20 protein-coding genes are annotated in these 24,055 nt (G+C 74.0%); 10 read left to right on the top strand and 10 right to left on the bottom strand.

The window, feature by feature from the left end; genetic code table 11:
• Position 1 precedes the first annotated feature (1 nt).
• On the top strand, positions 2-1,768 hold the full coding sequence (locus BSZ37_RS12045; protein WP_218830493.1) for an SLC13 family permease: 1,767 nt from the start codon (positions 2-4) through the stop codon (positions 1,766-1,768).
• A 271-nt stretch (positions 1,769-2,039) separates the two neighbouring features.
• On the opposite strand, the gene BSZ37_RS12040 is transcribed toward BSZ37_RS12045, so the two are convergent.
• The 6 genes from BSZ37_RS12040 to BSZ37_RS12015 form a co-directional block, all read right to left on the bottom strand.
• On the bottom strand, positions 2,040-2,225 hold the full coding sequence (locus tag BSZ37_RS12040; protein WP_095510779.1) for a hypothetical protein: 186 nt from the start codon (positions 2,223-2,225) through the stop codon (positions 2,040-2,042).
• The gene (locus tag BSZ37_RS12035) at positions 2,225-3,880 is read right to left on the bottom strand and encodes an SLC5/6 family protein (RefSeq protein WP_095510778.1); all 1,656 of its coding nucleotides are present in this window, start codon (positions 3,878-3,880) and stop codon (positions 2,225-2,227) included. Before BSZ37_RS12035 ends, BSZ37_RS12040 begins: the two co-directional genes overlap by 1 nt.
• A 220-nt stretch (positions 3,881-4,100) precedes the next feature.
• The gene (pstB, locus tag BSZ37_RS12030; RefSeq protein WP_095510777.1) at positions 4,101-4,907 is read right to left on the bottom strand and encodes a phosphate ABC transporter ATP-binding protein PstB; all 807 of its coding nucleotides are present in this window, start codon (positions 4,905-4,907) and stop codon (positions 4,101-4,103) included.
• A 10-nt stretch (positions 4,908-4,917) separates the two neighbouring features.
• A complete protein-coding gene (pstA, locus tag BSZ37_RS12025; RefSeq protein ID WP_095510776.1) occupies positions 4,918-5,802 on the bottom strand; it encodes a phosphate ABC transporter permease PstA in 885 nt (294 codons plus the stop codon).
• Positions 5,803-5,804: 2 nt separating this feature from the next.
• Complete coding sequence (gene pstC / locus BSZ37_RS12020) at positions 5,805-6,752, bottom strand: phosphate ABC transporter permease subunit PstC (RefSeq protein WP_095510775.1); 948 nt, start codon at positions 6,750-6,752, stop codon at positions 5,805-5,807.
• On the bottom strand, positions 6,749-7,759 hold the full coding sequence (locus BSZ37_RS12015; RefSeq protein ID WP_095510774.1) for a PstS family phosphate ABC transporter substrate-binding protein: 1,011 nt from the start codon (positions 7,757-7,759) through the stop codon (positions 6,749-6,751). Before BSZ37_RS12015 ends, pstC begins: the two co-directional genes overlap by 4 nt.
• A gap of 318 nt (positions 7,760-8,077) precedes the next feature.
• On the opposite strand from BSZ37_RS12015, the gene BSZ37_RS12010 reads away from it, so the two are divergent.
• The 5 genes from BSZ37_RS12010 to BSZ37_RS11990 all read left to right on the top strand — a co-directional run bounded on the left by BSZ37_RS12010 (position 8,078) and on the right by BSZ37_RS11990 (position 13,516).
• Positions 8,078-8,629 (top strand): PTS sugar transporter subunit IIA, encoded by a 552-nt coding sequence (locus BSZ37_RS12010; protein WP_095510773.1) that lies wholly within the window; start codon positions 8,078-8,080, stop codon positions 8,627-8,629.
• Positions 8,626-10,026 carry a TrkH family potassium uptake protein gene (locus tag BSZ37_RS12005; RefSeq protein ID WP_218830492.1) on the top strand — a complete coding sequence of 467 codons (1,401 nt, stop codon included), beginning with the start codon at positions 8,626-8,628 and terminating at the stop codon, positions 10,024-10,026. Before BSZ37_RS12010 ends, BSZ37_RS12005 begins: the two co-directional genes overlap by 4 nt.
• Before the next feature lie 31 nt (positions 10,027-10,057).
• On the top strand, positions 10,058-10,717 hold the full coding sequence (locus BSZ37_RS12000; protein ID WP_095510772.1) for a potassium channel family protein: 660 nt from the start codon (positions 10,058-10,060) through the stop codon (positions 10,715-10,717).
• Positions 10,718-10,913: 196 nt separating this feature from the next.
• Positions 10,914-12,185 (top strand): hemolysin family protein, encoded by a 1,272-nt coding sequence (locus tag BSZ37_RS11995; protein ID WP_218830491.1) that lies wholly within the window; start codon positions 10,914-10,916, stop codon positions 12,183-12,185.
• Positions 12,185-13,516 carry a hemolysin family protein gene (locus BSZ37_RS11990; protein ID WP_095510770.1) on the top strand — a complete coding sequence of 444 codons (1,332 nt, stop codon included), beginning with the start codon at positions 12,185-12,187 and terminating at the stop codon, positions 13,514-13,516. The genes BSZ37_RS11995 and BSZ37_RS11990 overlap by 1 nt, the downstream gene beginning before the upstream one ends.
• Here the strand turns inward: BSZ37_RS11990 and BSZ37_RS11985 are convergent, their stop codons facing one another.
• A complete protein-coding gene (locus BSZ37_RS11985; protein ID WP_179299603.1) occupies positions 13,517-15,550 on the bottom strand; it encodes a cation:proton antiporter domain-containing protein in 2,034 nt (677 codons plus the stop codon).
• Complete coding sequence (locus BSZ37_RS22030; RefSeq protein ID WP_179299602.1) at positions 15,550-16,008, bottom strand: hypothetical protein; 459 nt, start codon at positions 16,006-16,008, stop codon at positions 15,550-15,552. The genes BSZ37_RS11985 and BSZ37_RS22030 overlap by 1 nt, the downstream gene beginning before the upstream one ends.
• Before the next feature lie 215 nt (positions 16,009-16,223).
• Here BSZ37_RS22030 and BSZ37_RS11980 point away from each other — a divergent pair, with 215 nt between their 5' ends.
• Genes BSZ37_RS11980 through BSZ37_RS11970 form a run of 3 tightly spaced genes read left to right on the top strand, consistent with a single transcriptional unit; the run spans position 16,224 to position 19,159 of the window.
• Entirely contained in the window at positions 16,224-16,853 is a 630-nt protein-coding gene (locus BSZ37_RS11980; RefSeq protein ID WP_095512385.1) for a VTT domain-containing protein, read from the top strand.
• A gap of 42 nt (positions 16,854-16,895) precedes the next feature.
• Positions 16,896-17,846, top strand: coding sequence for a calcium/sodium antiporter (locus BSZ37_RS11975; protein ID WP_095510768.1), 951 nt, complete (start codon positions 16,896-16,898; stop codon positions 17,844-17,846).
• Positions 17,846-19,159, top strand: coding sequence for a dicarboxylate/amino acid:cation symporter (locus BSZ37_RS11970; protein ID WP_095510767.1), 1,314 nt, complete (start codon positions 17,846-17,848; stop codon positions 19,157-19,159). Before BSZ37_RS11975 ends, BSZ37_RS11970 begins: the two co-directional genes overlap by 1 nt.
• Before the next feature lie 45 nt (positions 19,160-19,204).
• Here BSZ37_RS11970 and BSZ37_RS11965 read toward each other — a convergent pair whose 3' ends face one another.
• Both BSZ37_RS11965 and BSZ37_RS22850 read right to left on the bottom strand, forming a co-directional pair.
• Positions 19,205-20,335, bottom strand: a complete 1,131-nt coding sequence (locus BSZ37_RS11965) for a S1 family peptidase (protein WP_095510766.1) — start codon at positions 20,333-20,335, stop codon at positions 19,205-19,207.
• 323 nt (positions 20,336-20,658) lie between these two features.
• Positions 20,659-20,952 carry a transposase gene (locus tag BSZ37_RS22850; protein ID WP_095510765.1) on the bottom strand — a complete coding sequence of 98 codons (294 nt, stop codon included), beginning with the start codon at positions 20,950-20,952 and terminating at the stop codon, positions 20,659-20,661.
• A 298-nt stretch (positions 20,953-21,250) separates the two neighbouring features.
• Between BSZ37_RS22850 and BSZ37_RS11950 the strand changes: the two genes are divergently transcribed.
• A complete protein-coding gene (locus tag BSZ37_RS11950) occupies positions 21,251-23,989 on the top strand; it encodes an EAL domain-containing protein (protein ID WP_095510763.1) in 2,739 nt (912 codons plus the stop codon).
• The last annotated feature ends 66 nt before the right edge of the window (positions 23,990-24,055 follow it).

The following is a 24,055-nucleotide window of genomic DNA, read 5'->3' as shown; positions in this document are numbered from 1 at the left end:
GGTGGCCGGGCTCTCCTGGGAGGCGTGGCTCACGCTCGCCGTCGTCGCCGCGCTGCTCGTCGCGCTCGTGCGGGGCGTGGCGCGGCCGGACCTCCTCCTGCTCGCCAGCCTCGCTCCGCTCCTCGTGGCCGGCGTGCTCACGCCCGAGGACGCCTTCGCGGGCTTCGCGAACCCGGCCGTCATCGCCGTCGGCGCGCTGTTCGTGGTCGCGGCCGGCGTCCAGGCGACGGGCGCGCTCGCGTTCGCCGACCGGCTCTTGTTCCGGAACGGGGAGGGCGTGGGCCGGGCGACGGCGCGGCTCATGCTGACGACGGCCACACTCTCGGCCTTCCTGAACAACACGCCGCTCGTGGCCATGCTCATGCCGCGCGTCCAGGCGTGGTGCGCGCGGGCCGGCGTGGCCCCGTCGAAGCTCATGATCCCCCTGTCGTACGCGGCCATCGTCGGCGGCACGACGACGCTCATCGGGACGAGCACGAACCTCGTGGTGGCCGGGCTCGTCGTGGAGGCAGGGGGCCCCGAGATGGGGCTGTTCGACCTCACGCCGATCGCGCTCCCGGCCGCGCTGGCGCTCGTCGCCTGGTTCGGGCTCGTCGGTCACCGGCTCTTGCCCGACCGTGGGCTCGACGCGGTCGAGGCCGGACCGGTCCCTGCCGAGTGCCTGTTCGAGGTGCGCGTCGCCGAGGGCTCGCCGCTCGTGGGCCGATCCGTGGAGGAGGCCGGCCTGCGAGACCTGGACGGGGCGTACCTCGCCCACATCGAGCCACGGGACAGCGAGGCGACCCCGGCGACGCCCGCGACCGTCCTGCGAGCCGGCGACCGACTCCTGTTCGTCGGAGCGCTCGACGCCCTCGACGGTCTCCTCGGACGGCCCGGGCTCGGGCGGCCGGTCCGCGGCCTGGGCGACGGGCTCCCCCTGTTCGAGGCCGTCGTCGCCGTCGGCTCCGAGTTGGTGGGCCGGACGCTCCGTGAGGTCGCGTTCCGCGAGCGGTACGGCGGGGTCGTGGTGGGCGTCCGGCGGCGGGACCGGGCGCTGACGGGCGGCCTGGGGCGGGCCGCCCTCGAGGCCGGTGACCTGCTCCTCGTCGAGGCCCCAACCGGGTTCGCCCAGCGGTGGGGCCGCGACCGCGACACGTTCGTCGTCGTCGCCCGCGTGCGGCCGGGGCGGGCGCCGGCTCCGCCAGCGCGGAGGGCCACGTCGCTGGCGATCCTCGCGGGCGTCATCGGGGTGTCCGCCGTGTTCGACGTGCCGATCGCGACGACGGCGTTCGTCGGGGCCCTGGCGATGGTCGCCTCGGGGTGCCTCAGCGGCGCCGAGGCCCGGCGGTCGGTCGACCTCCCCGTCCTCCTCGTGATCGCCTCGGCGTTCGGCCTGGGGCGGGCCATCGAGCAGACGGGGCTCGCCGAAGCGGTCGCCGTCGCCGTCGGGGGCGCGGCCGGGCCGTTCGGGGCGATGGGCGTCGTCGTGGCCGCCTTCGTCGCGACGAGCCTGCTCACGGAGCTCATCACGAACAACGCCGCGGCGGCTCTCATGGTGGGGGTCGGGCTCGAATCGGCCCGGGCGGTCGGCGCGCCGCCGGAGGCCTTCGCGCTGGCCATCGCCGTGGCCGCGTCGTGCAGCTTCCTCACGCCCATCGGCTACCAGACGAACATGATGGTGATGTCGGCCGGGCGGTACCGCGTCTCGGACTTTCTGGTCAGCGGGGCCGCGGCGAACCTCATCGTCGGGGCGGTGTCGCTGCTGATGATCTGGGTGGTCTGGTTCTAGGGCGGCGGGCGGGGAACGACGGACCCCGGACGACGGGCCACGCGGACTCCGATGCTGCAACCGCAGCCCCCCCCGCCTCGACGACGCCGAGGCAGGCCCGGAGCGGAGGGAGTTGCCGAGGAGCGTCGACGCGGCCAGGGATGGGGGCCGGCCGGCCTCGGCGCTGGAATCGACTCCCTGATCCGACGGGCGGCGACCCGTGCCCTGTCTCTCTCCCGGAGGGAGAGCGGACGTCGTAGGGGATCGGGCCGGCCTCGACGCCGAGGTGGGGCTACAGCTCGGGTGCGGAGGGCGTCGGCTTGCGGAGGATCCGCGCGAAGGCCCAACCGGTGAGCCCGAGGACGCAGGCCCAGCTGACGGCGAGGAAGGCCAGCGCTGCGGGGTCCATCTGGCCGTCGGCGACGACGCGCGACGCGAGGTCGGCGTCCTGGAGGAGGAGCAGCAAGAGAGCGGGCATCAGGAGACCTCGAGGGCAGGGGCAGGGGGGACAGCGGGGGCGCCCACCTCGGCGGCCTCGCGGGCCTGCCGCGAGAGGGCCGGGTCGTCGACGAGTGGGAGGCCGGCGCGGTCGTCGTAGCCGTTCCGCTTCCACGCGACGCGGACGAGGACGGCGCCGACGACCAAGAGCAGCACCATCACGCCGCGCGAGAGGAGCACGACCGGCACGTCCTCGGGCGCGTACGGCGTGCCGTTCGGGGTCTGCTCCATGGCCAGGATCGGCACGGCGTCGGCGACGGCCCACCACAGGAACAGGAGGCCGAGGTAGGCCGGCGTCACGTACGTCAGCACGAGTTTGAACACGCGCGGGAGGCGGATGTCGGCGCCCTCGTGGAGCTCGCGCCACGCGTTCTCGGGCTTGAACACCCACATGAAGAGGACCACCTCGACGAGGGCGAAGAGCGCCAGCCCGAACGTCCCCGCCCAGTAGTCCCACTCGTCGAGGAACCCGCGATCGAGGAGCGCCACGTGGAGGAGGCCGGCGGCGAGGACGAGGCCGCCGAGCGCCCAGGCGACCGGCTCGCGGCGCGCCCCGAACTCCTCGCGGAAGAAGGCGATCAGCGGCGTCGCCATGGCGACCGACGACGTGATGCCGGCGAAGAAGAGGAGCCCGAACCACATGAAGCCGAGGAACGCCCCGAGCGGGAGGCTTTGGAACACGATCGGCATCGTCACGAAGCCGAGGTTGAAGGCGCCCTCGCCCGCGATCGCGACCGCCCCGGTGACGCCGAAGAAGGCGACCGCGGCCGGGATCGCGATCGTCCCGCCGAGGACGACCTCGGCCGTCTCGTTCGTCGCGCTCGTGGCGAGGCCCGAGAGGAGGAGGTCGTCGTCCTTCTTGAGGTAGCTCGCGTAGGCCGAGAGCGTGCCCATCCCGACCGAGAGCGTAAAGAAGATCTGGCCCGCGGCCGCCAGCCAGACGCTCGGGCTCCCGAGGAGCGAGAAGTCCGGGCTGTAGATGAACTCGAGGCCGTCGGCCGCCGTCGCGCCGCCCGCGCCGGGCTGCGCCGTGAGCGCGAACAGGACCACGCCCGCGAGGACGACCGCGAACAGGAACAGGACCGGCATCCCGATCTTCGCCAGCCGCTCGATCCCGTGCTCGATGCCCTTCGAGATGACCCAGACGTTGATCGCCAGCGTCACGACGAAGAACCCGATCGCCAACGCCCCCCCCGACTGGTAGTCGGCGAGGAACGACGCCATCTCGTCGGGCGAGCGGTCCTGGAAGGTCCCCGAGATCGAGAACACCGCGTACGCCAGCGACCACGACTCGATGTACGTGTAGTAGATGAGGACGATGATGGGGATGGCCATGCCCATCACGCCGAGGTACTTCGCGGCGGGGTGCCGCCAGAGGGCCGCCAGCATCCCGGGCACGTGGCCCTTCCCGTAGCGTCCGCCGTGACGCCCGATCCCCCACTCGACCCACATCAGCGGGATGCCGAGCAGCAGGAGGGCGATGAAGTACGGCACCATGAACGAGCCGCCGCCGTTCTCGGCCGCCTGCACGGGGAACCGGAGGAAGTTGCCGAGGCCGACGGCGTTGCCGGCCATCGCCAGGATCAGGCCAATGCGGCTTCCCCAAGCGTCTCGGGTCTGCGAGGCGTCTGCCATGCGGGTATGCGGAGGACGGGCGCGCCGTCGGGGGTGGAGTGAGGGCCCAGCAGGGCCTTGGCCGCCGCTACGAAACTCCGTGCCACGTTCCCCCCACTCTCACGCCCCGTCCCAGGGGCCTCCCGCCGTCGCCCCGTCGTGCGGACCGCACGGCCATACGCGTCTGCGTTGCACGATGCACGGTGGCCCCGGCCGCCGCCGCCCCGCGGCGGGGGCGGCGTCAGCCGAACTGGCCGGAGACATAGGCCCGCGTCCGCTCCTCTCGCGGGGCCTCGAACACCTGCGGCGTCTCGCCGACCTCGACGAGGCGGCCAGCGTCCATGAACGCAGTCCGGTCCGAGACCCGGCGGGCCTGCTGCATGTTGTGCGTCACGATCACGACCGTGTACCGATCGGCGAGGGTCCGGACGGTCTCCTCGATGAGCGCCGACGCGCGGGGGTCGAGCGCGCTCGTCGGCTCGTCCATCAGGAGCAGGGCCGGCTCGACGGCGAGGGCCCGCGCGATGCAGAGCCGCTGCTGTTGCCCGCCCGAGAGCCCGTACGCCGACGTGTGGAGCCGGTCCTTGACCTCGGAAAAGAGGGCCGCCTGCTCGAGCGCCTCCTCGACCCGGTCGTCCATGTCGCCGTCGAGGCCGTTGATGCGGGCGCCCCACGCCACGTTCTCGTAGATCGTCTTGGGGAACGGGTTCGGCGCCTGGAACACCATCCCGATGTGCCGCCGGACGAGGACCGGGTCGGCCGCGCCGTAGACCGACTGCCCGTCGAGGCGGACGTCGCCCTCGGTCCGCGTGCCGGGCGTGAGCTCGTGGATCCGGTTCATCGCCCGGAGCAGCGTGCTCTTGCCCGAGCCCGACGCGCCGATGAGGGCGAGGACCGACCGCTCGGGGACGTCGAGCGAGACGCCGTGGAGCGCCTGGGTCGACCCGTACCAGACCGAGAGGTCGCGGACCTCCAGCTTGATCGGGGGCTCGTAGGCCACCTCGGACGGGGCGCGGACGGGGCGGGGACGAGGGAGGGTCGTGGTCATGGGGAGAGGGTTAGCGGGCCGTCCGGCTCTCCGCGCGGTCGCGGAGCCAGATGGCGAGGCCGTTGAGCACGAGGAGGACGGCGAGGAGCACGAGGATCCCGGCCGCGGCCAGCCCGCGGAACTCGTCCTGCGGCCGCGACGCCCAGTTGTAGATCTGGACCGGGAGCGCCGAGAAGGCGTCGAGCGGCGTCGCGGGCAGGAACGCCAGGAACGTCGCCGCGCCGACGACGAGGATCGGGGCCGTCTCGCCGATGGCCCGGCTGAGCGCGAGGATGATGCCGGTCAGCGCGCCGGGCGCCGCGAGCGGGAGCAGGTGGGCGCGGACGACCTGCCAGCGCGTCGCCCCGAGCGCGTAGGCGCTCTCGCGGACGCCCTTCGGGATGGCCCGGAGCGCCTCCTGCGTCGCGATCACGATGACGGGCAGGACGAGGAGCGCGAGCGTGATCCCGCCCGCGACGAAGCTCGCGCCGAAGCCCAGCACGCGAACGAACACGGCCAGCCCGAGGACCCCGTAGATCACGCTCGGCACGCCCGCGAGATTCGCGATGTTGATCGTCACGAGGTCCAGAAAGCGTCCGGGCCGGGCGTACTCCTCGAGGTAGACCGCCGCTCCGACGCCGATCGGCACCGCGACGGCCGCGGTCACCAGCATGAGCCAGAACGTCCCGGCCAGGGCCGCCTTCAGCCCGGCCCGCTCGGCGATCCGCGACGGGTACTCGAACAGCAGGTCGGCGCTCAGCCACGGGATTCCCTCGACGAGGACCTGCCCGAGGAGCGCGACGAGCGTCCCGAGGCCGACGACGACGGCCGCCAGCGACAGCCCGCGCAGCACGCCCCCCCGCCGACGACGACGGGCGAGCGCGGGGGACGGAACGGTGAGGTCGAATGCGGACATGGCTACGCCTTTTCGGCGAACCGCCGGACGACCCGCTGGGCGCCGACGTTCATCGCGAGCGTGATCAGGAACAGGAGGAGGCCGACGGCGAACAGGCTCTGGAAGACGGCCGAGCCCTGCGCCGCGTCGCCGAGCGTGGCGTTGACGATGAACGACGTCATCGTGAGGACGCTCTCGCGGGGGTCGAGCGTGAGCGCGGGCGTCGCCCCAGCGGCGAGCACCACGATCATCGTCTCGCCGACGGCCCGACCGAGGGCCAGGATGAACGAGGCCACGATGCCGCTAAGGGCCGCCGGGATCGTGACCTGCCAGACGACCTCGCCCTCGGTCGCCCCCAGCGCGTACGCGCCCTCCGAGAGCCGCCGCGGGACGGCCCGGAGCGCATCCTCCGACAACGACGCCACGAGCGGCAGGATCATGATCCCGACGACCAGCCCGGCCGAGAGCGCGTTGTACACGCCCAGCCCGGGGACGACCGCCTGGAGGAGCGGCGTCACAAACGTCAACGCGAAGTAGCCGTAGACGACCGTCGGGATGCCGGCCAGGAGCTCGAGCGCGGGCTTCACCACGCGCCGGACGCCGGCCCGCGCGAACTGGCTCACATAGACGGCCGCGAGCAACCCGAGCGGGAGCGCCACGACGGCCGCGATGACGGTGATCAGCAGCGTCCCCGTCACGAGCGGCCACACGCCGAACTGGCCGTCGACGAAGAGCGGGGTCCACTCCGTCGCCGTAAAGAACTCGACGGGCGAGACCTGGCCGAAGAACGCGACGGTCTCCCAGACGAGCACGGCCACGATGCCGAGCGTCGTCGCGACGGTGACGAGCGCGCAGGCCGAGAGGAGGGCGCCAACGGTCCGCTCCGTGGCGCTCCGCGAGACGTTCCCCTCAAAGGTGGGCGCAGCGGACGGGACGGCCTCGGCGCCGTGCCCCAGAGCGAGGTCGGTCATCGGGTGGCCGCCCGGAGGGCGGCGGACTCGGTGGCGGTCGTCAGCACGTCGACCACGCGGGTGCCGACGCGGCCGGCGAAGAGGCTGCCCGTGGCACGGGAGTGGTAGCGCTCGGTGGCGAGGCGGTAGGCCTCGTCGCTGAGGGGCACGGCCCCGACCTCGGTCGCGAGCGGCCCCGCCATCCGGAGGAAGAACCGAACGTAGGCGTCGAGCGCCTCGTTGCGGTCGGCCTCGGCGGCGTTCACGTAGACGAACTCGACGCGCGCGAGCGGCGCGTACTCCCCGGACTGGACGGTCTGGGGCGTCGGCACCACGCACCCGTCGCCGCTGTCGACGCCGAGCACCTTCAGCCGGTCCGGGTTCTCGGCCACGTAGGCGAGCCCGAAGAAGGCGAGCGAGCCCTCCTCGCCGGAGACGCCTTGGACGAGGACGTTGTCGGCCTCCGACGCCGTGTAGTCGGTCCGGCTCGCGCCCTCCTCGCCGGTGATCGCCTCGGTGAAGTAGTCGTAGGTGCCCGAGTCGGTGCCCGGCCCGTAGAGCGCGATGGGCACGGCCGGGAAGCCGGCCCGGACGTCGGCCCAGGTCTCGACTGCCGACTCGGGCTCCCAGATCCTCCGGAGCTCGTCGGTCGTCAGGCACTCGACCCAGTCGCTCGCGGGGTGCGTCACGACGGCGATCCCGTCGTACGCCACGGGAATCTCGATGAACCGCACGCCCGAGGCGCGGAGCCGCTCGAGCTCCTCGGCCTTGACCACGCGGCTCGCGTTCGAGGCGTCGGTCTCGCCGCGCGCGAACTTGTCGAACCCGCCGCCCGTCCCGCTCGCGCCGACGGTGATCCGCACGCCCGAGTGGTCGCGCATGAACTCCTCGGCCACGGCCTCGGCGAGGGGGAAGACGGTCGAGGAGCCGTCGACGGTGACGGCGCCCGCGAGGCCGGAGGGGTCGGCCTCCTCGCACCCGGCGCAGCCGGCGAGCACGAGGAGCGGGAGGAGGGCAAGGAGTCGCATGCCCCTCGAACTCCCGGCGCGACCCGGACGGTTCGTCTCGGACGGTTACCATTGTGTAACGCGCTGTCGAGGCCCGCGCGGACGCTGGGTTCGAGGCGTCGCGCGGCGGACCGCCTCTGGCTTCGCGCTCTCTTCTCCGGCCTCGTGGGACGCGGGACCTCGGGGTTAGACACGCACCCGGCGTCCGCTGTCGCTGGCAGCTGGGGGTGGCCGTGACGACTCTCTAATCCCCAAACACCGCAATCCCCAAACACCGCGCGAGCCGCGAACACGCCGGGTGCCGCCGGGGTTGAAGGGACGACCAGAAGCCCACCCCGCATGTCCGACGACCGACCCCGCCCCTGGTGGAAGCGGGGCCGCCCCGCCCTGACTCCCCCCCCCGACGCCTTCGACGCGTCGCTCCGGCTCCCGGCCCTCCTCGCTCCGGGCGGCGTCGCGGTGTGGACCGAGCCCGTCGACCGGCAAGCGGTCGTCGCGGCGCTGGCGCCGCGCGTGGCGGACGCGGCCGGGCTGGACGAGGCGCTCGTCCTCCGGCTCCTCCAGAAGCGCGACGCGCTCGGGTCGACGCACCTCGGCGAGGGCGTCGACCTCCCGCACGCCCGGGTCGACGGGCTCGAGTGGCCGGCGTTCGCGCTCGGCCTCACGCGCGGCGGCGTGGCCGACGCCGAGGCTCCGACCGAGGTCGTCTGGCTCCTCCTCCTCCCGCCCGGCGCCGCCGGGCTCGGGACGACGGCCCAGGTCGCCCGTGCCTGCCACGACGCCGACTTCCGCCACGCCCTCCGGACGGCCGGGGGCACTGCCGACGTCCGGGCCGCGCTCGCGCGCTGGGAGCGGGCGCACGAGGCGCCGCCGGCCGCCTGGGGCTCGTGACCGACGCCGACGGCCCGGTGCGCCAGCGGGGCGCGTGGGGACGGTCGCTCTCGGCCGCCCAGCTCTTCGTCGGCTCGTTCCTCCTGCTGGTCGGGGTGGGGACGGTCGGATTCAAGGCGCTCCCCGGCCTCTACGCGGGCGAGCCGCTGTCGTGGCTCGACGCCCTGTTCACGGCGACCAGCGCCATCTGCGTGACGGGCCTGGTCGTCGTCGACACGGCGACGTTCTTCACGGGCTGGGGGCAGGCCTACGTGCTCCTCCTCATCCAGCTCGGCGGGCTCGGCATCCTCACGTTCTCGACGCTGCTGCTGGCCGCGCTGGGCCGCCGGCTCTCGCTCCGCCAGGAGGACCTCGCGCGGAGCGCCGCGGGCCCGGCCGTCGGCCTCGACCCGCTCCGGCTGACGCGCCACGTCGTCGGGTTCACGCTCGGCATCGAGGCCGTCGGGGCCGCGCTGCTCTACGTCCAGTGGGCGCCGGAGATGGGGATGAGCGGGGCCCTCTGGCCGGCCGTCTTCCACTCGGTCAGCGCCTTCTGCAACGCCGGCTTCTCGACGTTCTCGGACTCCCTCGTCGGCGCCCAGGGCGACGCGGGAATCCTGGTCGTGGTGATGGCCCTCGTCACCGTTGGCGGGATCGGGTTCCTGGTCCTGGAGGAGCTGATGGACCGGCTCCGTCGTCACCCCGAGCGACGGCCGCGGCTGTCGGTGCACACCCGGCTCGTGCTCGCGACGACGGCGCTGCTCGCGGTCGGCGGCGGCGTGCTCTTCACCGCCTTCGAGTGGGGGCGGACCTTCTCCGAGCTCGACCCGCTCGACCGGGCCGTCAACGGCCTCTTCCTGAGCGTGACCGCGCGGACGGCCGGGTTCAACGCCATCGACTACGCCGAGGCGGCCCCGAGCACCAACTTTTTGACGGTCTTGCTTATGTCCGTCGGGGGCTCGCCCGGCTCGACGGCGGGCGGGATCAAGACGACGACGGCGGCGCTCCTCGTGCTCCTCGCCTGGGCCCGGCTCCGGGGCCGCGACCACGTCGCCGTCTGGGGCCGGACGGTCCCCGAGGGGACGATCCAACGCGCCGTCGGGCTGTTCGTCGTCGCGTTCGGGGTTGTGACCGCGGCCATCTTCGTCCTGACGTGGAGCGAGCTGGCCTGGGCCGAGGCGCAGGGCGCGACGGTCGAGGCCGAGTTCCTGGCGCTGATGTTCGAGGCCGCGAGCGCGTTCAACACCGTCGGCCTGTCGATGGGCGTCACGCCCGACCTCTCGGTCGTCGGCCGGTGGACGGCGATCGGGCTGATGTTCGTCGGCCGCGTCGGCCCGCTCGCGTTCGCCGCCGCGCTCTCGCGGCGCCGCGACCCGACGGCGTTCCGCTACGCCTCCGAAGACGTCGGCCTCGGATGACCCCCCGCTCCACGCCCCACGCCCCAGCCCCATGAACCGCTACGTGATCGTCGGCCTCGGCATCTTCGGCTCGGCCGCCGCGCAGGCCCTCCACAAACAGGGCCACGACGTCGTCGCCATCGACCGCGACGGCGAGCTCGTCGACCGGATGGCCCCGCTTGTGACGCGCGCCGTCGTCGGCGACGCCCGGGACCGGGCCGTCCTCGAGCGGATCGGCGCGGGCGGGGCCGATGCGGCCGTCGTGAGCACAGGCGATGACCTGAGCGCGAGCGCGCTCGCCGTCATGGCCCTCCGCGACCTGGGCGTCCGCGAGGTGGTCGCGAAGGTCGTCTCGGCCGACCACGCCCGGATCGTCGCCCGCGTCGGGGCCACCCGGACCGTCTTCCCGGAGCGGGAGTCGGCGATCAACCTGGCGCTGCAGATGACGCAGGGCGCCGCGCTCATCAACTACGTCCGCCTCGGGAGCGGGCTGAGCATCCAGGAGATGGCGGTCCCGCGCGCGTGGGAAGGGCAGACGCTCCGCGAGCTCGACCTGACGCGGGCGCACCGCGTCTCCGTCGTCGCCGTCCACGACGTGCTGGCCGACACGACGACGCCGGTCCCCGACCCCGACGCGCCGCTCCTCGACACCCACACGCTCGTGGTCACGGGCGACGAGGCGTCGCTGGCGCGCGTGGCGAAGATCCGGTGACGCCCGGCCCCCACCCGACGGCCGGCGCGGACCGGAACAGGAGGCCGGGCCGGAGGTTGACGGCGGCGCCCTCGTGCCCGCCCGCCGCCCCGGCCCCCGGGGCGCCCCCGATGCCCACTCCGACCGACGACCCTCCCCCCGCTCGACGGCTCCGTCCGTCGAGGACGTAGCCGTGGGGGCCTGGGGCGTCATCGCCGTGTTGATCCTCGTCAACGGGCTCTACGTGGCGGCCGAGTTCGCGGCCGTGAGCGTCCGGCACGGACAGATCCGTGCGCTCGCCCGCGAGGGCCACGCGCTCGCGCGGCGGTTGCTCCCGACGCTCGAGGACGGACGGCGGCTCGACGACTACATCGCCGCGTGCCAGATCGGGATCACGCTCTCGAGCCTCGTCCTCGGCGCGTTCGGGCAGGCGACGGTCGCCATCGCGCTCGGGGACGCGCTGATCGGGGCCGGGCTCGACCCGGTCGGGGCGCGGTCGACGGCGGCGGTCGCCGTGCTCGTCGCGCTGACGGCGCTCCAGGTGGTCGTCGGGGAGCTCGTCCCGAAGTCGCTCGCGCTTCAGTTCCCAGTCCCGGCCGCGCTCCTGACCTACCTCCCGACCCGGTGGTCGGCCGTCGTCTACCGCCCGTTCATCGCCGTGCTCAACGGGAGCGGGTGGGCGGTGCTCCGAGCCCTCGGGCTCCAGCCGGGCGGGGGCCACCGGCACGTCCACTCGCCAGAGGAGATCGACCTCCTCATCGCCGAGAGCAGCGACGGCGGGCTCCTCGAGGCCGACGAGCAGGACCGGCTCCGCCGCGCGCTCCGGCTCGGGCGGACGACGGCCCGCCAGCTCATGACCCCGCGTCGGGCCGTCGTGGGCGTCGACGCGGCCGACCCCGAGGCGGCCGTCGAGGCCGCCGCCGCGAGCCCCTTCACCCGGCTCCCCGCCTACCGCGGCGACCTCGACCACCCCGTCGGCGTGCTCCACACGAAGGACGTCGCGGTCCACCTCGCGGCCGGGCGGCCCGGGCTCCCCCCCCTCCGGCCGCTCCTCAGCGTGCCCGGCGGGCTCGCGGCCGACCAACTCCTGGCCCGGTTCCGCGAGCGGCGCGTCCGGCTCGCCGCCGTCGTCGACGAGTACGGCGGGACGGAGGGGATCGTCACGCTGGAGGACGTGCTCTCCGCGCTGGTCGGCGGCGTCGGCGACGAGTTCAAGGAGGGCCGGCCGGCAGCCGAGCCGCTCCCCGACGGCCGGACGCGGCTCCCCGGGGCCCTCCGTGCCGACGAGGCGGCCGAGCTCCTGGGCCCGTCCGTCGGCGCGGCCGCGACGGTCGGCGGGCTCGTGGTCGCCGCACTGGGGCGCGTCCCCGCGGCCGGCGAGCGGCTCCGCCTCGGCGACGCCGAGGTCGAGGTCGAGCGGGTCGACGGCCACGCCGTCGCGTCGGTCCTCGTCACGCCCGCCCCGGCGGGCCCCGACCCCGACGCCTGATGCTCGTCCCCGCCCTCATCGTCCTCGCGCTCGTGGCCCTCAACGGGCTGTTCGTCGCGGCCGAATTCGCCGCCATCGGCGCCCCCCGCGCGGCCGTCGAGCGGCGGGCGGCCGAGGGCGGGGCCGCGGCCCGGCTCGCGTGGCGGATCATGAGCGACCCCGTCCGCCAGGACCGGTTCATCGCGACGGCCCAGCTCGGGATCACGTTCGCGAGCCTGGGGCTCGGGATGTACGGCGAGCACGCGCTCGCCGAGTGGCTCGCCGAACGGCTCGGCGGGGCCGGCTTGGAGGGGCTCGGGCTGTCGGTCTCGTCGCACGCGCTCGCGTCGGTCCTCGCCATCGCCGCGCTGACGTACCTCCACGTGGTCCTCGGCGAAATGGTCCCGAAGTCGCTCGCGCTCTCGCGCGCCGAGGCGACGGTCTACCGCGTGGCCCGGCCGATGCTCGTCGTCCAGACGGCGCTGTACCCGCTCGTCGTCGGGCTGAACGCAGTCGGGAACGCCCTCCTCCGCGCCGTCGGCGTCCGCCGCGAGCGGGCGGCCGGCCACTACCACACGCCCGAGGAACTTGCCGACGTCGTGCGCGAGAGCGAGGCCGGCGGGCTGATGCGGAGCGAGGCCGGGCGCGTCGTCCGCGAGCTGTTCGCGTTCGGGGGGCGGACGGCCGGCGACGTGATGGTCCCCCGCGTCCGGGTCGTCGGGCTCCCGCTGGGGACGCCGCACGAGGCCCTGCGCGAGCGGCTCCTCGACGAGGCCCACACGCGGTACCCCGTCTACGAGGGCGACCTCGACCACGTCGTCGGGGTCGTCCACGTCAAGGACGTGCTCCGGCTCGTCCGGGCCGCCCGCGCGCTGGAGGCCGCCGACGTCCGCCCCGCCGTGTTCGTGCCCGAGGGGGCCGGGCTCGACCGCGTGCTCGCGGCGATGGGCGAGGCCCGGACGCAACTGGCCGTCGTGATGGACGAGCACGGGGGGACGGCCGGGATCGTGACGATCGAGGACCTGGGGATCGAGGCCGTCGGCGAGGTCGAGGAGGGCGCGGGCGAGGGGCCGCCGGACGTCGAACCGGCCGGCCCGGGGGCGTTCTCGGTCGACGGGGCCGTCCGCCTCGAGGACCTGGAGGAGTGGCTGGGCCGGCCGGTCGTCCACGCCGAGGTCGAGACCGTGAGCGGGCTCGTCCTCGTCCTCCTCGGCCGCCCGCCTGCTGCGGGCGACGCCGTCGAGCACGACGGGGTCCGGTTCGAGGTCGAGGTCGTCGAGGGCCTCGGCGTCGGGCGTTGCCGGGTGGGCGTCCCCGGAGGCGGCGGCCCGTCGGTGCCCTCGGACGCGTAGTCAGCCCGCCCCCTGCTCGGGCCCCGCGCGGACGACGAGGAGCGAGGCCGGCACCTCGCGTGCCAGCCGCTCGTGGGCCACCGAGAACAGCGACGGCTCCAACCCCCACGCCGCCGACGCGCCGGCGACCACGAGCCCGTACCCGGACGCCGCCTCCGCGACGACGGCGTCGAGGGGGGCGCCCGGCAGCGCCGGACGGATGTCGAGGCCCGCCGCCCGGGCCGCCTCGACGGCCGCCACCGACACCGCGTCGCGCGCGTCGAGCCCGGCCGTGAGGACGGTGACAGGGACGGCCTCGGGGCCCTCGGCGAGGCGCCGGGCCAGCGCCAGCGCCGCCCGGTCGTGTGGGCCGCCCGCGAACGGGACGAGCACGCGGCCCCACGCCCCGTCGCCTCGGGAGAGGACCACGGCCACCTCGGTCGGGGCCCGCCGCATCACGTCGCGGACGACGCCGCCAAGCGCGCTCCTCGCTACGACCGGCTCGTGCCAGCCCATCAGCACGAGGTCGGCCTGCTTGGCCTTGGCGAGGTCGACGACGTCGCCGCCGACGTCGCGGCTGACGAACGCGAGCGGGCGGATGTCGAGGCCGTCGGCGGCGGCGAGGAGCGGGAGGAGCGCGTCGGTCTCGTCGGCCGGGAGCGGGGCGAGGGCGTCGGCGAGCGGCCGGTCGGCGCGGAGCAGGTGGAGCGGGTACACGCGCAGCCGCGACGCCGGGGCGAGGGCGCGCGCCACGCGCAGCAGTTCGGGCCCGTTCGACGGGAGCGCCACCGGGAGCAGCACCGAGAACGCCGACGGCGCGGCGTCGGCCGACTCCTGCTGGGCGAGGCTCGCGGGGTAGATCCGCTCGAGGACCGGCGTGGTCATGACGGTCGTGGCGAGGGCCATGATCACCATCATCGCAAACAGGGCCGGGCTCACGACGCCGAGCTCGAGGCCGATCGTCAGGATCACGAGCTCCATCAGCCCCCGCGTGTTCATGAGGATGCCGAGCGCGGCCGACTCGCGCATCCCGAGCCCCGACATCCGGGCCGCGAGCGCCGAGCCGCCGAACTTGCCGGCCGTCGCGACGGCGACCACGAGGCCGGCGTCGAGCCAGAGCCGCGGCGAGTCGAGCAGGCCGATCTGGGTGTTGAGCCCGGCGTAGGCGAAGAAGAGCGGCAGGAAGAGGAGCGTCGTGACGTCGCTCAGCCGGTGCTCCACGTCGCGGACGAAGTCGGGGTCCTTGGGCATCGCCACGCCCGCCAGGAAGGCGCCGAAGAGCGCGTGGATGCCGATCCACTCGGTCGTCCAGGCCGACGCGATCGTGACGAGCAGGACCGTCGCGAGGGCCCCGCGCGTGAGCCCGCCGCGCGTCCGGTGGTAGACCGCGAGGCGCCGGAGCGCGGGCCGGAGCGCGAACAGCACGAGCGCCACGAACACGATCGTCCACGCGAACACGGCCACGACCTCGACGGCGCCCGACGTCCGGACGAGCGCGATCACGACGGCCAGCAGCCCCCACGCCGTCACGTCGTCGACGGCCGCACACGTGATGGCGACGACGCCCAGCTTGGTTTGCAAGAGGTTCCGCTCGGCGAGGATCCGCGCCAGCACCGGGAACGCCGTCACGCTCATGGCCGCGCCCATGAACAGGGCGAAGTGCGAGAATTGGACCGACGCGTCGCTCAGCTGGGGGTACAGGTAGAGCGCGAGCACCGACCCCAGCAGGAACGGCGCGATGATCGACGCGTGGCTCGTCACGAGCGCCGCGTGCCCCTGCCCCCGCAGCTTGGCGGGGTCGAGCTCGAGCCCGACGAGGAACAGGAACAGCACCAGCCCGACCTGGGCGATCGCGTTGAGCGCGCCGAGGCTCTCGGCCGGGAACAGGGCCGCCTGCGCGGCCGGCGCCAGCCATCCCAGCAGCGACGGCCCGAGCACGATGCCCGCCGCCATCTCGCCGACCACGCGCGGCTGCCCGACCCGGTGCGCGAGGCCGCCCAGGATCCGCCCGAGGACGAGGATCGCCGCGATCTGCGGCAGGAGGTAGAGCAGCATCAGTGGCCCCCCGCGAGGGGCGCCGCGTCGGCGCGGGTGAGCGTGGCCGACGTGGTCCGGCACCCGCAGACGCCGGTCTGGAGCGTTGCCCGGAGCGTCGCGGGCCGGGACGGGTCGCGCGCGACGGCCACCTCGACTCGCTCGCAGCTCGCGCGCTCGCCGAGCACGGCCGCCGTGTCGGCGACGCGCCCCCGGAGGGCGACGGCGCTCGCGCCTTCGGGCGTGTAGACCGCCTCGATCTGCGGCCCCGACTGCTCGACGACGAGGGCGCCCGCCGCACGCGCGCACCCCTCGGCGTCCGGCGCGACGGCCCACGCGCCCCCGACCGACGGCGGCGCCTCGAGGTTCTGCCCAACGTGGATCGTGGCGGCGACGCCGAGCGCGGGGACGCCGACGAGGACGACGTAGAGGGCGGCCGTGCGGAGCGCGCGGCGGCCGGAGGCCGGGGGATCGGACATCGCGGGGGAGGGGATCGCCGCGCGGAGACAATCCGCGTGCCGAAGCCAGTGTAAACCCCGGGGGATGCCCCGCGAGATTGCAGATCGCCGGTCGGGCGTGCGGGCCGTTGCAGACCGCAACGCGGCGGCGGGCTGAGGGCGTCCACATGGGTGGGCGCGGGCGTCGCTCCGGGGTGGCACGGCCTTTGGCGAGCGCCGCCGACGCCCCCCCGCCCATGCCTGACCTCCTCGACCTCCTCCTCCACGTCGACCAGCACCTCGCCGACCTCGCGGCGTGGGCCGGGCCGTGGGCCGTCGTCGCCATCGCGGCCGTCGTGTTCTGCGAGACGGGCCTCGTCGTGATGCCGCTCCTCCCCGGCGACTCGCTCATATTCGCGGCCGGCGGCCTCGCCGCGACGGGCGCCTTCAACGTGTGGACGCTCGGGCTGGCCCTCTTCGCGGCGGCCGTCCTCGGCGACGCCGTCAACTATGCCGTCGGGCACCGGTTGGGGCGGGCGGCGGCCGGGCGGCTCGTCCGGCCCGAGCGGCTCGCCCAGACGGAGGCGTTCTTCGCGCGCCACGGCGGCCGGGCTGTCGTGATCGCCCGGTTCGTGCCCATCGTACGTACGGTCGCGCCGTTCGTGGCGGGGATCGGTGCGATGGACTACCCGCGCTTCCTCCGGTACAACGTGCTCGGCGCCATCCTCTGGATCGTCCCGTTCCTCGGGACCGGCTACGCCTTCGGGAGCCTGCCTATCGTGAAGGAGAACTTCGGGCTGTTCGTGCTCGGCGTCATCGCGATGTCGCTGGTGCCGCTCATCGTCGAGGTCGTCCGCAACCGCCGCCTCGCGCCGCTCGCGCCCTAACGGACGCCCCCCGGTCCTCCGTCCCTGGTCCTGCTCCGTCCCATGCTTCTCGACCTCCTCCTCATTGCCGTCGGCCTCGTCGTCCTCACCGGCGGGGCCGAGGGGCTCGTCCGCGGCGGCGCCGCGCTCGCGCTCCGGCTCGGCCTCACGCCGCTGGCCGTCGGGCTCACCGTCGTCGCGTTCGGGACGTCGAGCCCCGAGCTCGTCGTCAGCCTCTCGGCCGCGCTCCAGGGCCAGGGCGACCTGGCCGTCGGGAATGTCGTCGGCTCGAACATCTTCAACGTCGCGTTCATCCTGGGCGTGGCCGCGCTCGTCCGCCCGGCCGCCGCACACGCGCAGGTCATCCGCGTCGACGTGCCGATCGTGATCGGGTCGTCGCTCCTGCTCTGCGCGCTCCTGCTCGACGGCCGCCTCGGGGCGCTCGAGGGGACGGTCCTCCTCGCCGGCGCCGGAGCCTACACGGCCTACACGCTGTGGGCCGCCCGCCGCGAGGCGCCCGAGGTCCAGGCCGAGGCCGGCGGCGCGCTCCCCGACGCCGACGGGCCGCTCTGGCGCGACCTCGCCTTCGTGGTCGGCGGGCTGGTGCTCCTCGTGGCCGGCGCCCGGATGCTGGTCACCGGCGCCGTCTCGATCGCCGAGGCCGCCGGCCTGAGCGAGGCCATCATCGGGCTGACGATCCTCGCCGCCGGGACGAGCCTCCCCGAGCTCGCGACGTCGGTCGTCGCGGCGCTGAGGGGCCAGAGCGACATCGCCATCGGCAACGTCGTCGGGTCCAACATCTTCAACGTCCTCGGCATCCTCGGCGTCACGTCTCTGGTGCGGCCGCTCGCACCGGGCGGCATCGGGCCCGTCGACCTCGGCGTGATGCTGGTCCTCGCCATCGCGCTCCTGCCCCTCCTGCGGACCGGCTTCCGGCTCGACCGGCTCGAGGGCGCGCTCCTCCTCCTCTCCTACGTCGGGTACACGGCGTACCTGCTCGTCGCCGTCGCCTGATGCGCCGTCTTTCGCTCACCCAGTGGATCTTCGTAGGGATGGCGGCCGGGGCCGCGCTCGGCGTCTTCTTCCCCGACGCCGAGCGCGCGCTCCACGGCGGCTGGGCCGCGAGCGACCTCAAGCTGCTCTCGGACCTGTTCATCCGGATGATCAAGATGATCATCGGACCGATCCTGTTCGCGACGCTCGTGGTCGGGATCGCCGGGCATGGCGACGACCTCAAGAAGGTCGGGCGGCTCGCGTGGCGGTCGCTCCTCTACTTCGAGGTCGTGACGACGGTGGCGCTGGTCGTCGGGCTGGCGGCCGTCAACCTCGCGCGGCCGGGCGACGACCCGGCGCTGACGACGGCGCTCGCCGCCGCCGCCGAGGCCGCCCCGCCCGAGCTCGTCGCGCCCAAGGGGGTCGCCGACCACGTCCGCGAGATCGTCCCGACGAGCTTCATCGACGCGCTCGCTGGCAACAACGTGCTCCAGATCGTCTTCTTCTCGATCCTCTTCGCCGTCGCGCTGACGCAGGTGACGGGCGAGCCGAAGCGGGCGATCCTCGGGTTCTGCGAGGGGCTGGCCGAGGTGACTTTCAAGCTGGTCGGGCTCGTGATGCGGTTCGTCCCGATCGGCGTCGGGGCGGCCATCGCGGTGACCGTCTCGCACAGCGGGATCGCGGTGCTCCTGCCGCTCCTGAAGCTGGTCCTGACGCTGTACGCCGCGCTCGTCGTGTTCGTCGTCGTCGCCCTCGTGCCCGTGGCGCTGGCCGCCCGCGTGCCGCTCCGGCGGTTCTGGGACGCCATCCGCGCCCCCGCCCTCATCGCCTTCTCGACGACGTCCAGCGACGCCGCGCTCCCGCTCGCGATGGAGCGGATGGAGCAGTTCGGAGTGCCGCGTCGGATCGTCAGCTTCGTGATGCCGACGGGCTACTCGTTCAACCTCGACGGGAGCACGCTCTACCTCGCGGTCGCGAGCGTGTTCGTGGCGCAGGCGGCCGGGATCGACCTCACGTGGGGCCAGCAGGCGGCCATGATGCTCACGCTCATGCTGACCTCGAAGGGCGTCGCGGCCGTCCCCCGGGCGTCGCTCGTGGTGCTCTCTGGGACGCTCGCCGCGTTCGGCCTCCCCCTTGCGGGCGTGACGGTCATCCTGGCCGTCGACGAACTCATGGACATGGCCCGGACGACGGTCAACCTCGTCGGCAACGGCCTCGCGACAGCGGTCATCGCGCGGTGGGAGGGCGAAGCCGGGTGGGACGAGCGGCCGGCGCCCCCGCCTGCGCTGCCGCCCCTCGCGCCGAGCCTCCCCACCGTGGGCGTCGCCGCGTAGCCCACGGCCTCGCCGCTGGGGCAGAGCCCCCCGCGCGCTCCCGGACTACTTCGTGAGGCTGAACCGGCGGGTCTGCCCCTGGTGGAAGAATTCGAGCGTGAACGCCGTCCCCGGCGCCAGCGCCTCATAGGCCGCTGTCAGCGCGGCCACGGAGGCGACCGGCGCGTCGTCGAGGCGGAGCAGGGCGGCCGGGGGCCGGATGCCGCCGTCGAGCAGCGCCGCCGGGAAGTGCTCGTCGATCCGCCCGACCATGCGGACCTGCCCCTCCCGCTCGGCCACTAGCAGGCCGATGCCCTCCAGCACGGCCACGCCCTCCGGCAGCGCCTCCCCGGGCCCGCCGACGCGCGCCCCGCCGGAGCCACCCGCCCCTCCCGGCCCGGCCCGCTCGGGCGGCAGGTTCACGAACCGCTCGGCCGGCGGGTCGGCCAGCACGCCGTCGATCCACGCCGCGAACGAGGACACGCGGACGTAGAACTCCCGGGCGCCGTAGGTGCCGGGCCCGTTCGCGCCGGGCATCCCCATCGACGAGACGCCCGCGACGCAGGGCCGGCCATCGACATCGATGAAGGCGGGGCCGCCCGAGTCGCCCGGCCCGGCAGTTCCCTCCAGCGGCGTCGCCGTGGCGGGGGGGTCGAAGTCGAACTGGATGCGCTGGTCGTCGACGGCGTCGACGAGGTTGGTGGCGCCGCGGGGGCGACCGTCCCGCTGCCACTCGCCGCCGGTGCCGGGCTTGGTATCGCCGTGGCCCACGAGCACGATCTTCTGGCCGGTCTCGTCGCGGCCCCGGTACAGCGCCGCGGGCGCGACGCCCTCCACGGGACGCGCGAGGTGGAGCAGGGCGAGGTCCACCGGCCCCCGCGGCACGTACGCCGGGTGGACGATCACCTGGTCCACCGCGTAGCCTTCCGGCTGGCCGTCGACGAAGACCGAGAGGGCCCCGTCGGTGCGGCGGGTCAGGCCTGCGGCGACGTGCGCGGCGGTCAGCACCCAGTCCGGCGCGATCAGCGTCCCGTCGCCGCCGTCCTCGCCGACGCGCACCGCCGCCGGGAAGGCCGCCCCGAGCGAGAGGTAGCGGGCGTCGTCCACGTCGTGGCGGACGGCGATAGGCGGGGCCGGCCCGTCGGCCGGGGCTGGGGGGGCGACGGCGACGGCCGCCATCAGGAGGAGCGCACGCATGGGCCAGAGGGGAGCGGAGAGGACCGACTGTGTCTCCGTGAACGGCGCCTGAGCCCGCTCGTGTGTCTGGCTGAGACCGCGCGGCGGGGTCGAATCCGGGGACCTCCGTGACGACCCTGCGCCCCCCCTTCCCCGCTGCGCGGGTTCGACCTCCCCTCTCCGAGCCGGTCCCGCTGCAGACGGTCCTCATGGGCGTCATTCTGATGGCGCCGCTGGTGGCCGAGTGGTGGCGCGTGCCAGGGCCGTGGGGCTGCTGGCGGGCATGACGGCATCCTCGATCGTCCGGACCGGGTGGCGGGCCTCTCGCTGGATCATCCGGTACCTCAGCGGGAGGGCGAGCTGACTTGGGGCCGGTCCCCGAACCAACAGACGGCTCGCTTGAGGGTGGCCCCCTCCTCCCGGGCCCGCTTCAACTCTCGCTTGAGCCGGGCGCCCTCCTCGTCGCGTGGGGAGCCGTTGCGGGGGAAGGCGCGGCGGCCGTCGTCACGGAGCTCGCGCTTCCAGCGGTGGACGAGCTTGGGGCCGATGCCGAGGTCGCGGGCGGCCTGGGGGACGTCGCCGAGGCCGGCGGCGAGGCGGACGGCCTCGCGCTTGTACTCGGAGGTGAAGGGCGTCAGGTGGCGGACATGGACACGGGGGTCTGGGGTTGCGAGGAGACCCTCAACTCAGTGTCCGTCAGGCCGGGGTCGGATCAAATCGCCCCCGTCCCCTCGCCCCTCTCGCTCACCCAACGACCGTTGACCTGACGCCTCGCCACATCCGCAGGCACGTCCACAGACGCTCGGTTGATTCGGGCCCGAGGCGACCGATACAGAGGGTGCAGCCCCTTCGTGCCCGCCGTCAACGCTCCCCGTCTTGGACTCCCTCACGAGATCGCCGGCCCGGCCCCTGGCCCCTCCGCCTCGGCAGCCCGACATGCTCGCCTTCGACCGGTGCGACAGGTACGACCGGTTCGCTCGCCTCGCCGCCCGCCTGCTCAACACGCCGACCGCACTCGTCAGCCTCGTCGGACCCGACCGCCAGGTCTTCCTGGGGGCTGTCGGCCTCCCGGAGCCCTGGGCCTCCCAGCGCGAGACCCCGCTCTCGCACTCCGTATGCCGACACGTCGTCACCAACGAGTCGCCTCTCGTCCTTGAGGACGTCCGCCGCCACCCCCTCCTCTCGGAGTCCGCGGCGGTCCGCGACCTCGACCTCGTCGCGTACCTCGGCACCCCGCTCCGCTCCCCCGACGGCACCGTCCTCGGCGCGCTCTGCACCATCGACCGCGTCCCCCGCTCGTGGACAGACGAGGAGGTGGAGGCCCTCGCCGACTTGGCGGTCACGCTCACCGACGAGTTCGCGCTGTGGGAGACGGCCGAGACGCTGAAGGAGCCGAAGGCGCAGCTCGATGCTGAAAAACGGGCCCTGGTCGCCCAAGCCGAACGGACGCGTACGCTCGCCGATGCCTTCGCCCTCCAGACGATCGACGACGTCGATGCCCTCTCGGACATCGTCGACCGGCTCCGCGGCCTCCTCGGGCTCGACATCGGCATCGTCAGCCGGATCACCCCCTCGAAAGACCGGTACGAAGTCGTCGCCTGCGCTGTGCCCGACGGCGTGGAGATGGGGGCGGGCGATGTGTTCGCGTTCGGCCAGACGTACTGCTCGATCACCCTCCACTACGGCGACGTCCTCGCCATCGACCACATGGCGGGCGGGGAGCACAGCCGCCACCCCTGCTACGAGGCGTTCGGGCTCGAGGCCTACATCGGCGCGCCGATCCACGTCGCCGGCAGCGTCTGGGGCACGGTCAACTTCTCGTCTCCGACCCCTCAGACCCCCCACTTCACGGAGGCCGACCGGGACCTCGTCCGGCTCGCGGCGCGGTGGATCGGCGGGCTCGTGACGGCGTCCGGCCTCGCCTCGGACCGAGCCGAAGCCGAGCGCCTTGCCGATGTGCAGGGGGCCACGTTGGGGCTCGTTCAGAGGGCGCTCCCGGACGCCCTCGTCGTCGCGGACCCGGAGCGGCGCATTCAGAGCGTCAACCCCGCGTTCTCCCGTCTGTTCGGCCTCGAGCCGGCGGACGTCGTGGGCCACCGCACAGCTGTCCTCTACGCCGATCCGTCCGGGTTCGCCCAAACCGGTCACTCCCGCTTCAACGCGAGCGCCGGCCTCTCGCTCGATCCCTACGAGGTCGAGTACCGCCGGGCCGACGGCACCGTGTTCACGGGGGAGACCGTGGGGTCTCCCGTCCGCGACAGCGACGGCCGTCTGGTCGGATACGTCGGGCTGATCCGCGACGTGAGCAAACGGCGCGAGATGGAGGACGAACTCTACCACCAGGCCCACCACGACGCGCTCACCGGCCTCCCCAACCGGGCCCTCTTCACCGCCCGCCTCGAGGTCGCCGTCGAGCGGACGCGCCGCGGGGAAGGAGCGTACGCCGTTCTGTTCCTCGACCTCGACCGGTTCAAGACCGTCAACGACACGCTCGGCCACACGGTCGGGGACCGGCTCCTCCAGGAGGTCGCCGGCCGCCTCGTCAGAGCCGCCCGCCCCGCCGACACGGTCGCCCGGCTCGGCGGTGACGAGTTCGCCATCCTCCTCGAGGGGGTCGGGGAGCCCGACGCCGCGGAACACGTAGCGGCCCGGGTCCAAGACGCGCTCGCCCCCCCCGTCCAGATCGATGAGCACGCGTGCACGACCGGGGCCTCCGTCGGTGTCGTGGTCGGCCGCCCCGACCACGACACCGCTGACTCGGTCCTCATGGAGGCCGACCTCGCGATGTACGCGGCGAAGGGGGAGGGCCGGGGCCGGGCCGCCACGTTCAGACCGGGCACACACACGGCCCTGGAGCAGCGGCTCCGGCTCGAACTGGATCTCCCCGCCGCCGTCGAGCGCGGGGAGCTCCGAGTGGCGTACCAGCCCGTCGTCCAGCTCTCCGACGGGGCCCTTGCCGGGTTCGAGGCCCTCGTCCGGTGGGACCACCCCGCGCTCGGCCTCCTCTACCCCGACGCGTTCATCGACGCAGCCGAGAAGGGAGGCGAGATCGTGTCCGTCGACAGGTGGGTGCTCCGGGAGGCGTGCCGCCAGATGACGGAATGGGAGCGCGCCCTCGCCGATCGCGGGGAGCGGGACTCGTTCCTGCTGCTCAACGTCAACTGCACCGGCCGCGACCTCCTCGAGTCGAGCTACGCCGACGCCGTCGGCAACCTCGAGGAGGATCTCGGGTTCGCCCCCCGCCGGCTCCTCCTCGAGATCACCGAGAGCTTGCTCATGGAGGACCCAGACGCCGTGGCGACGGTGCTCCGCCGGCTCCAACGGGGCGGCGTGAGGTTCTGCCTCGACGACTTCGGGACGGGATATTCCTCGCTCGCCACGCTCCACGCGCTCCCGGTCGACCGGATCAAGGTGGACAGGTCGTTCGTGACGGACATGGACGAGTGCACCCGGAACCGGGAGTTGGTCCGGACGGTGGTCGAGCTCGGGCACATCCTCGGCAAATCGATCGTGGCCGAGGGGATCGAGAAACCGGAACACCTCGCTGGGCTCCAGGCCATGGGATGCCAGTTCGGCCAGGGCTACCTCTTCTCCAAACCGCTGTGGCCCGAGGACGTCGCCTCGTTGATCGCGGCGGGTGAGCCCCCGTGGCAGGCCCTGTGGACAGCAGATTAGGCCCCTCCCGCGCAGTGAAGTCCCCCCGTCGCGCCGGGGGGACGACGAGGGGTGGCGTGGAATTGG

The organism is Rubrivirga marina (assembly GCF_002283365.1).
GTDB lineage: Bacteria > Bacteroidota > Rhodothermia > Rhodothermales > Rubricoccaceae > Rubrivirga > Rubrivirga marina.
The sequence above is the reverse complement of the archived record's forward strand: the minus strand, read 5'-3'. Positions and strand labels throughout refer to the sequence as shown.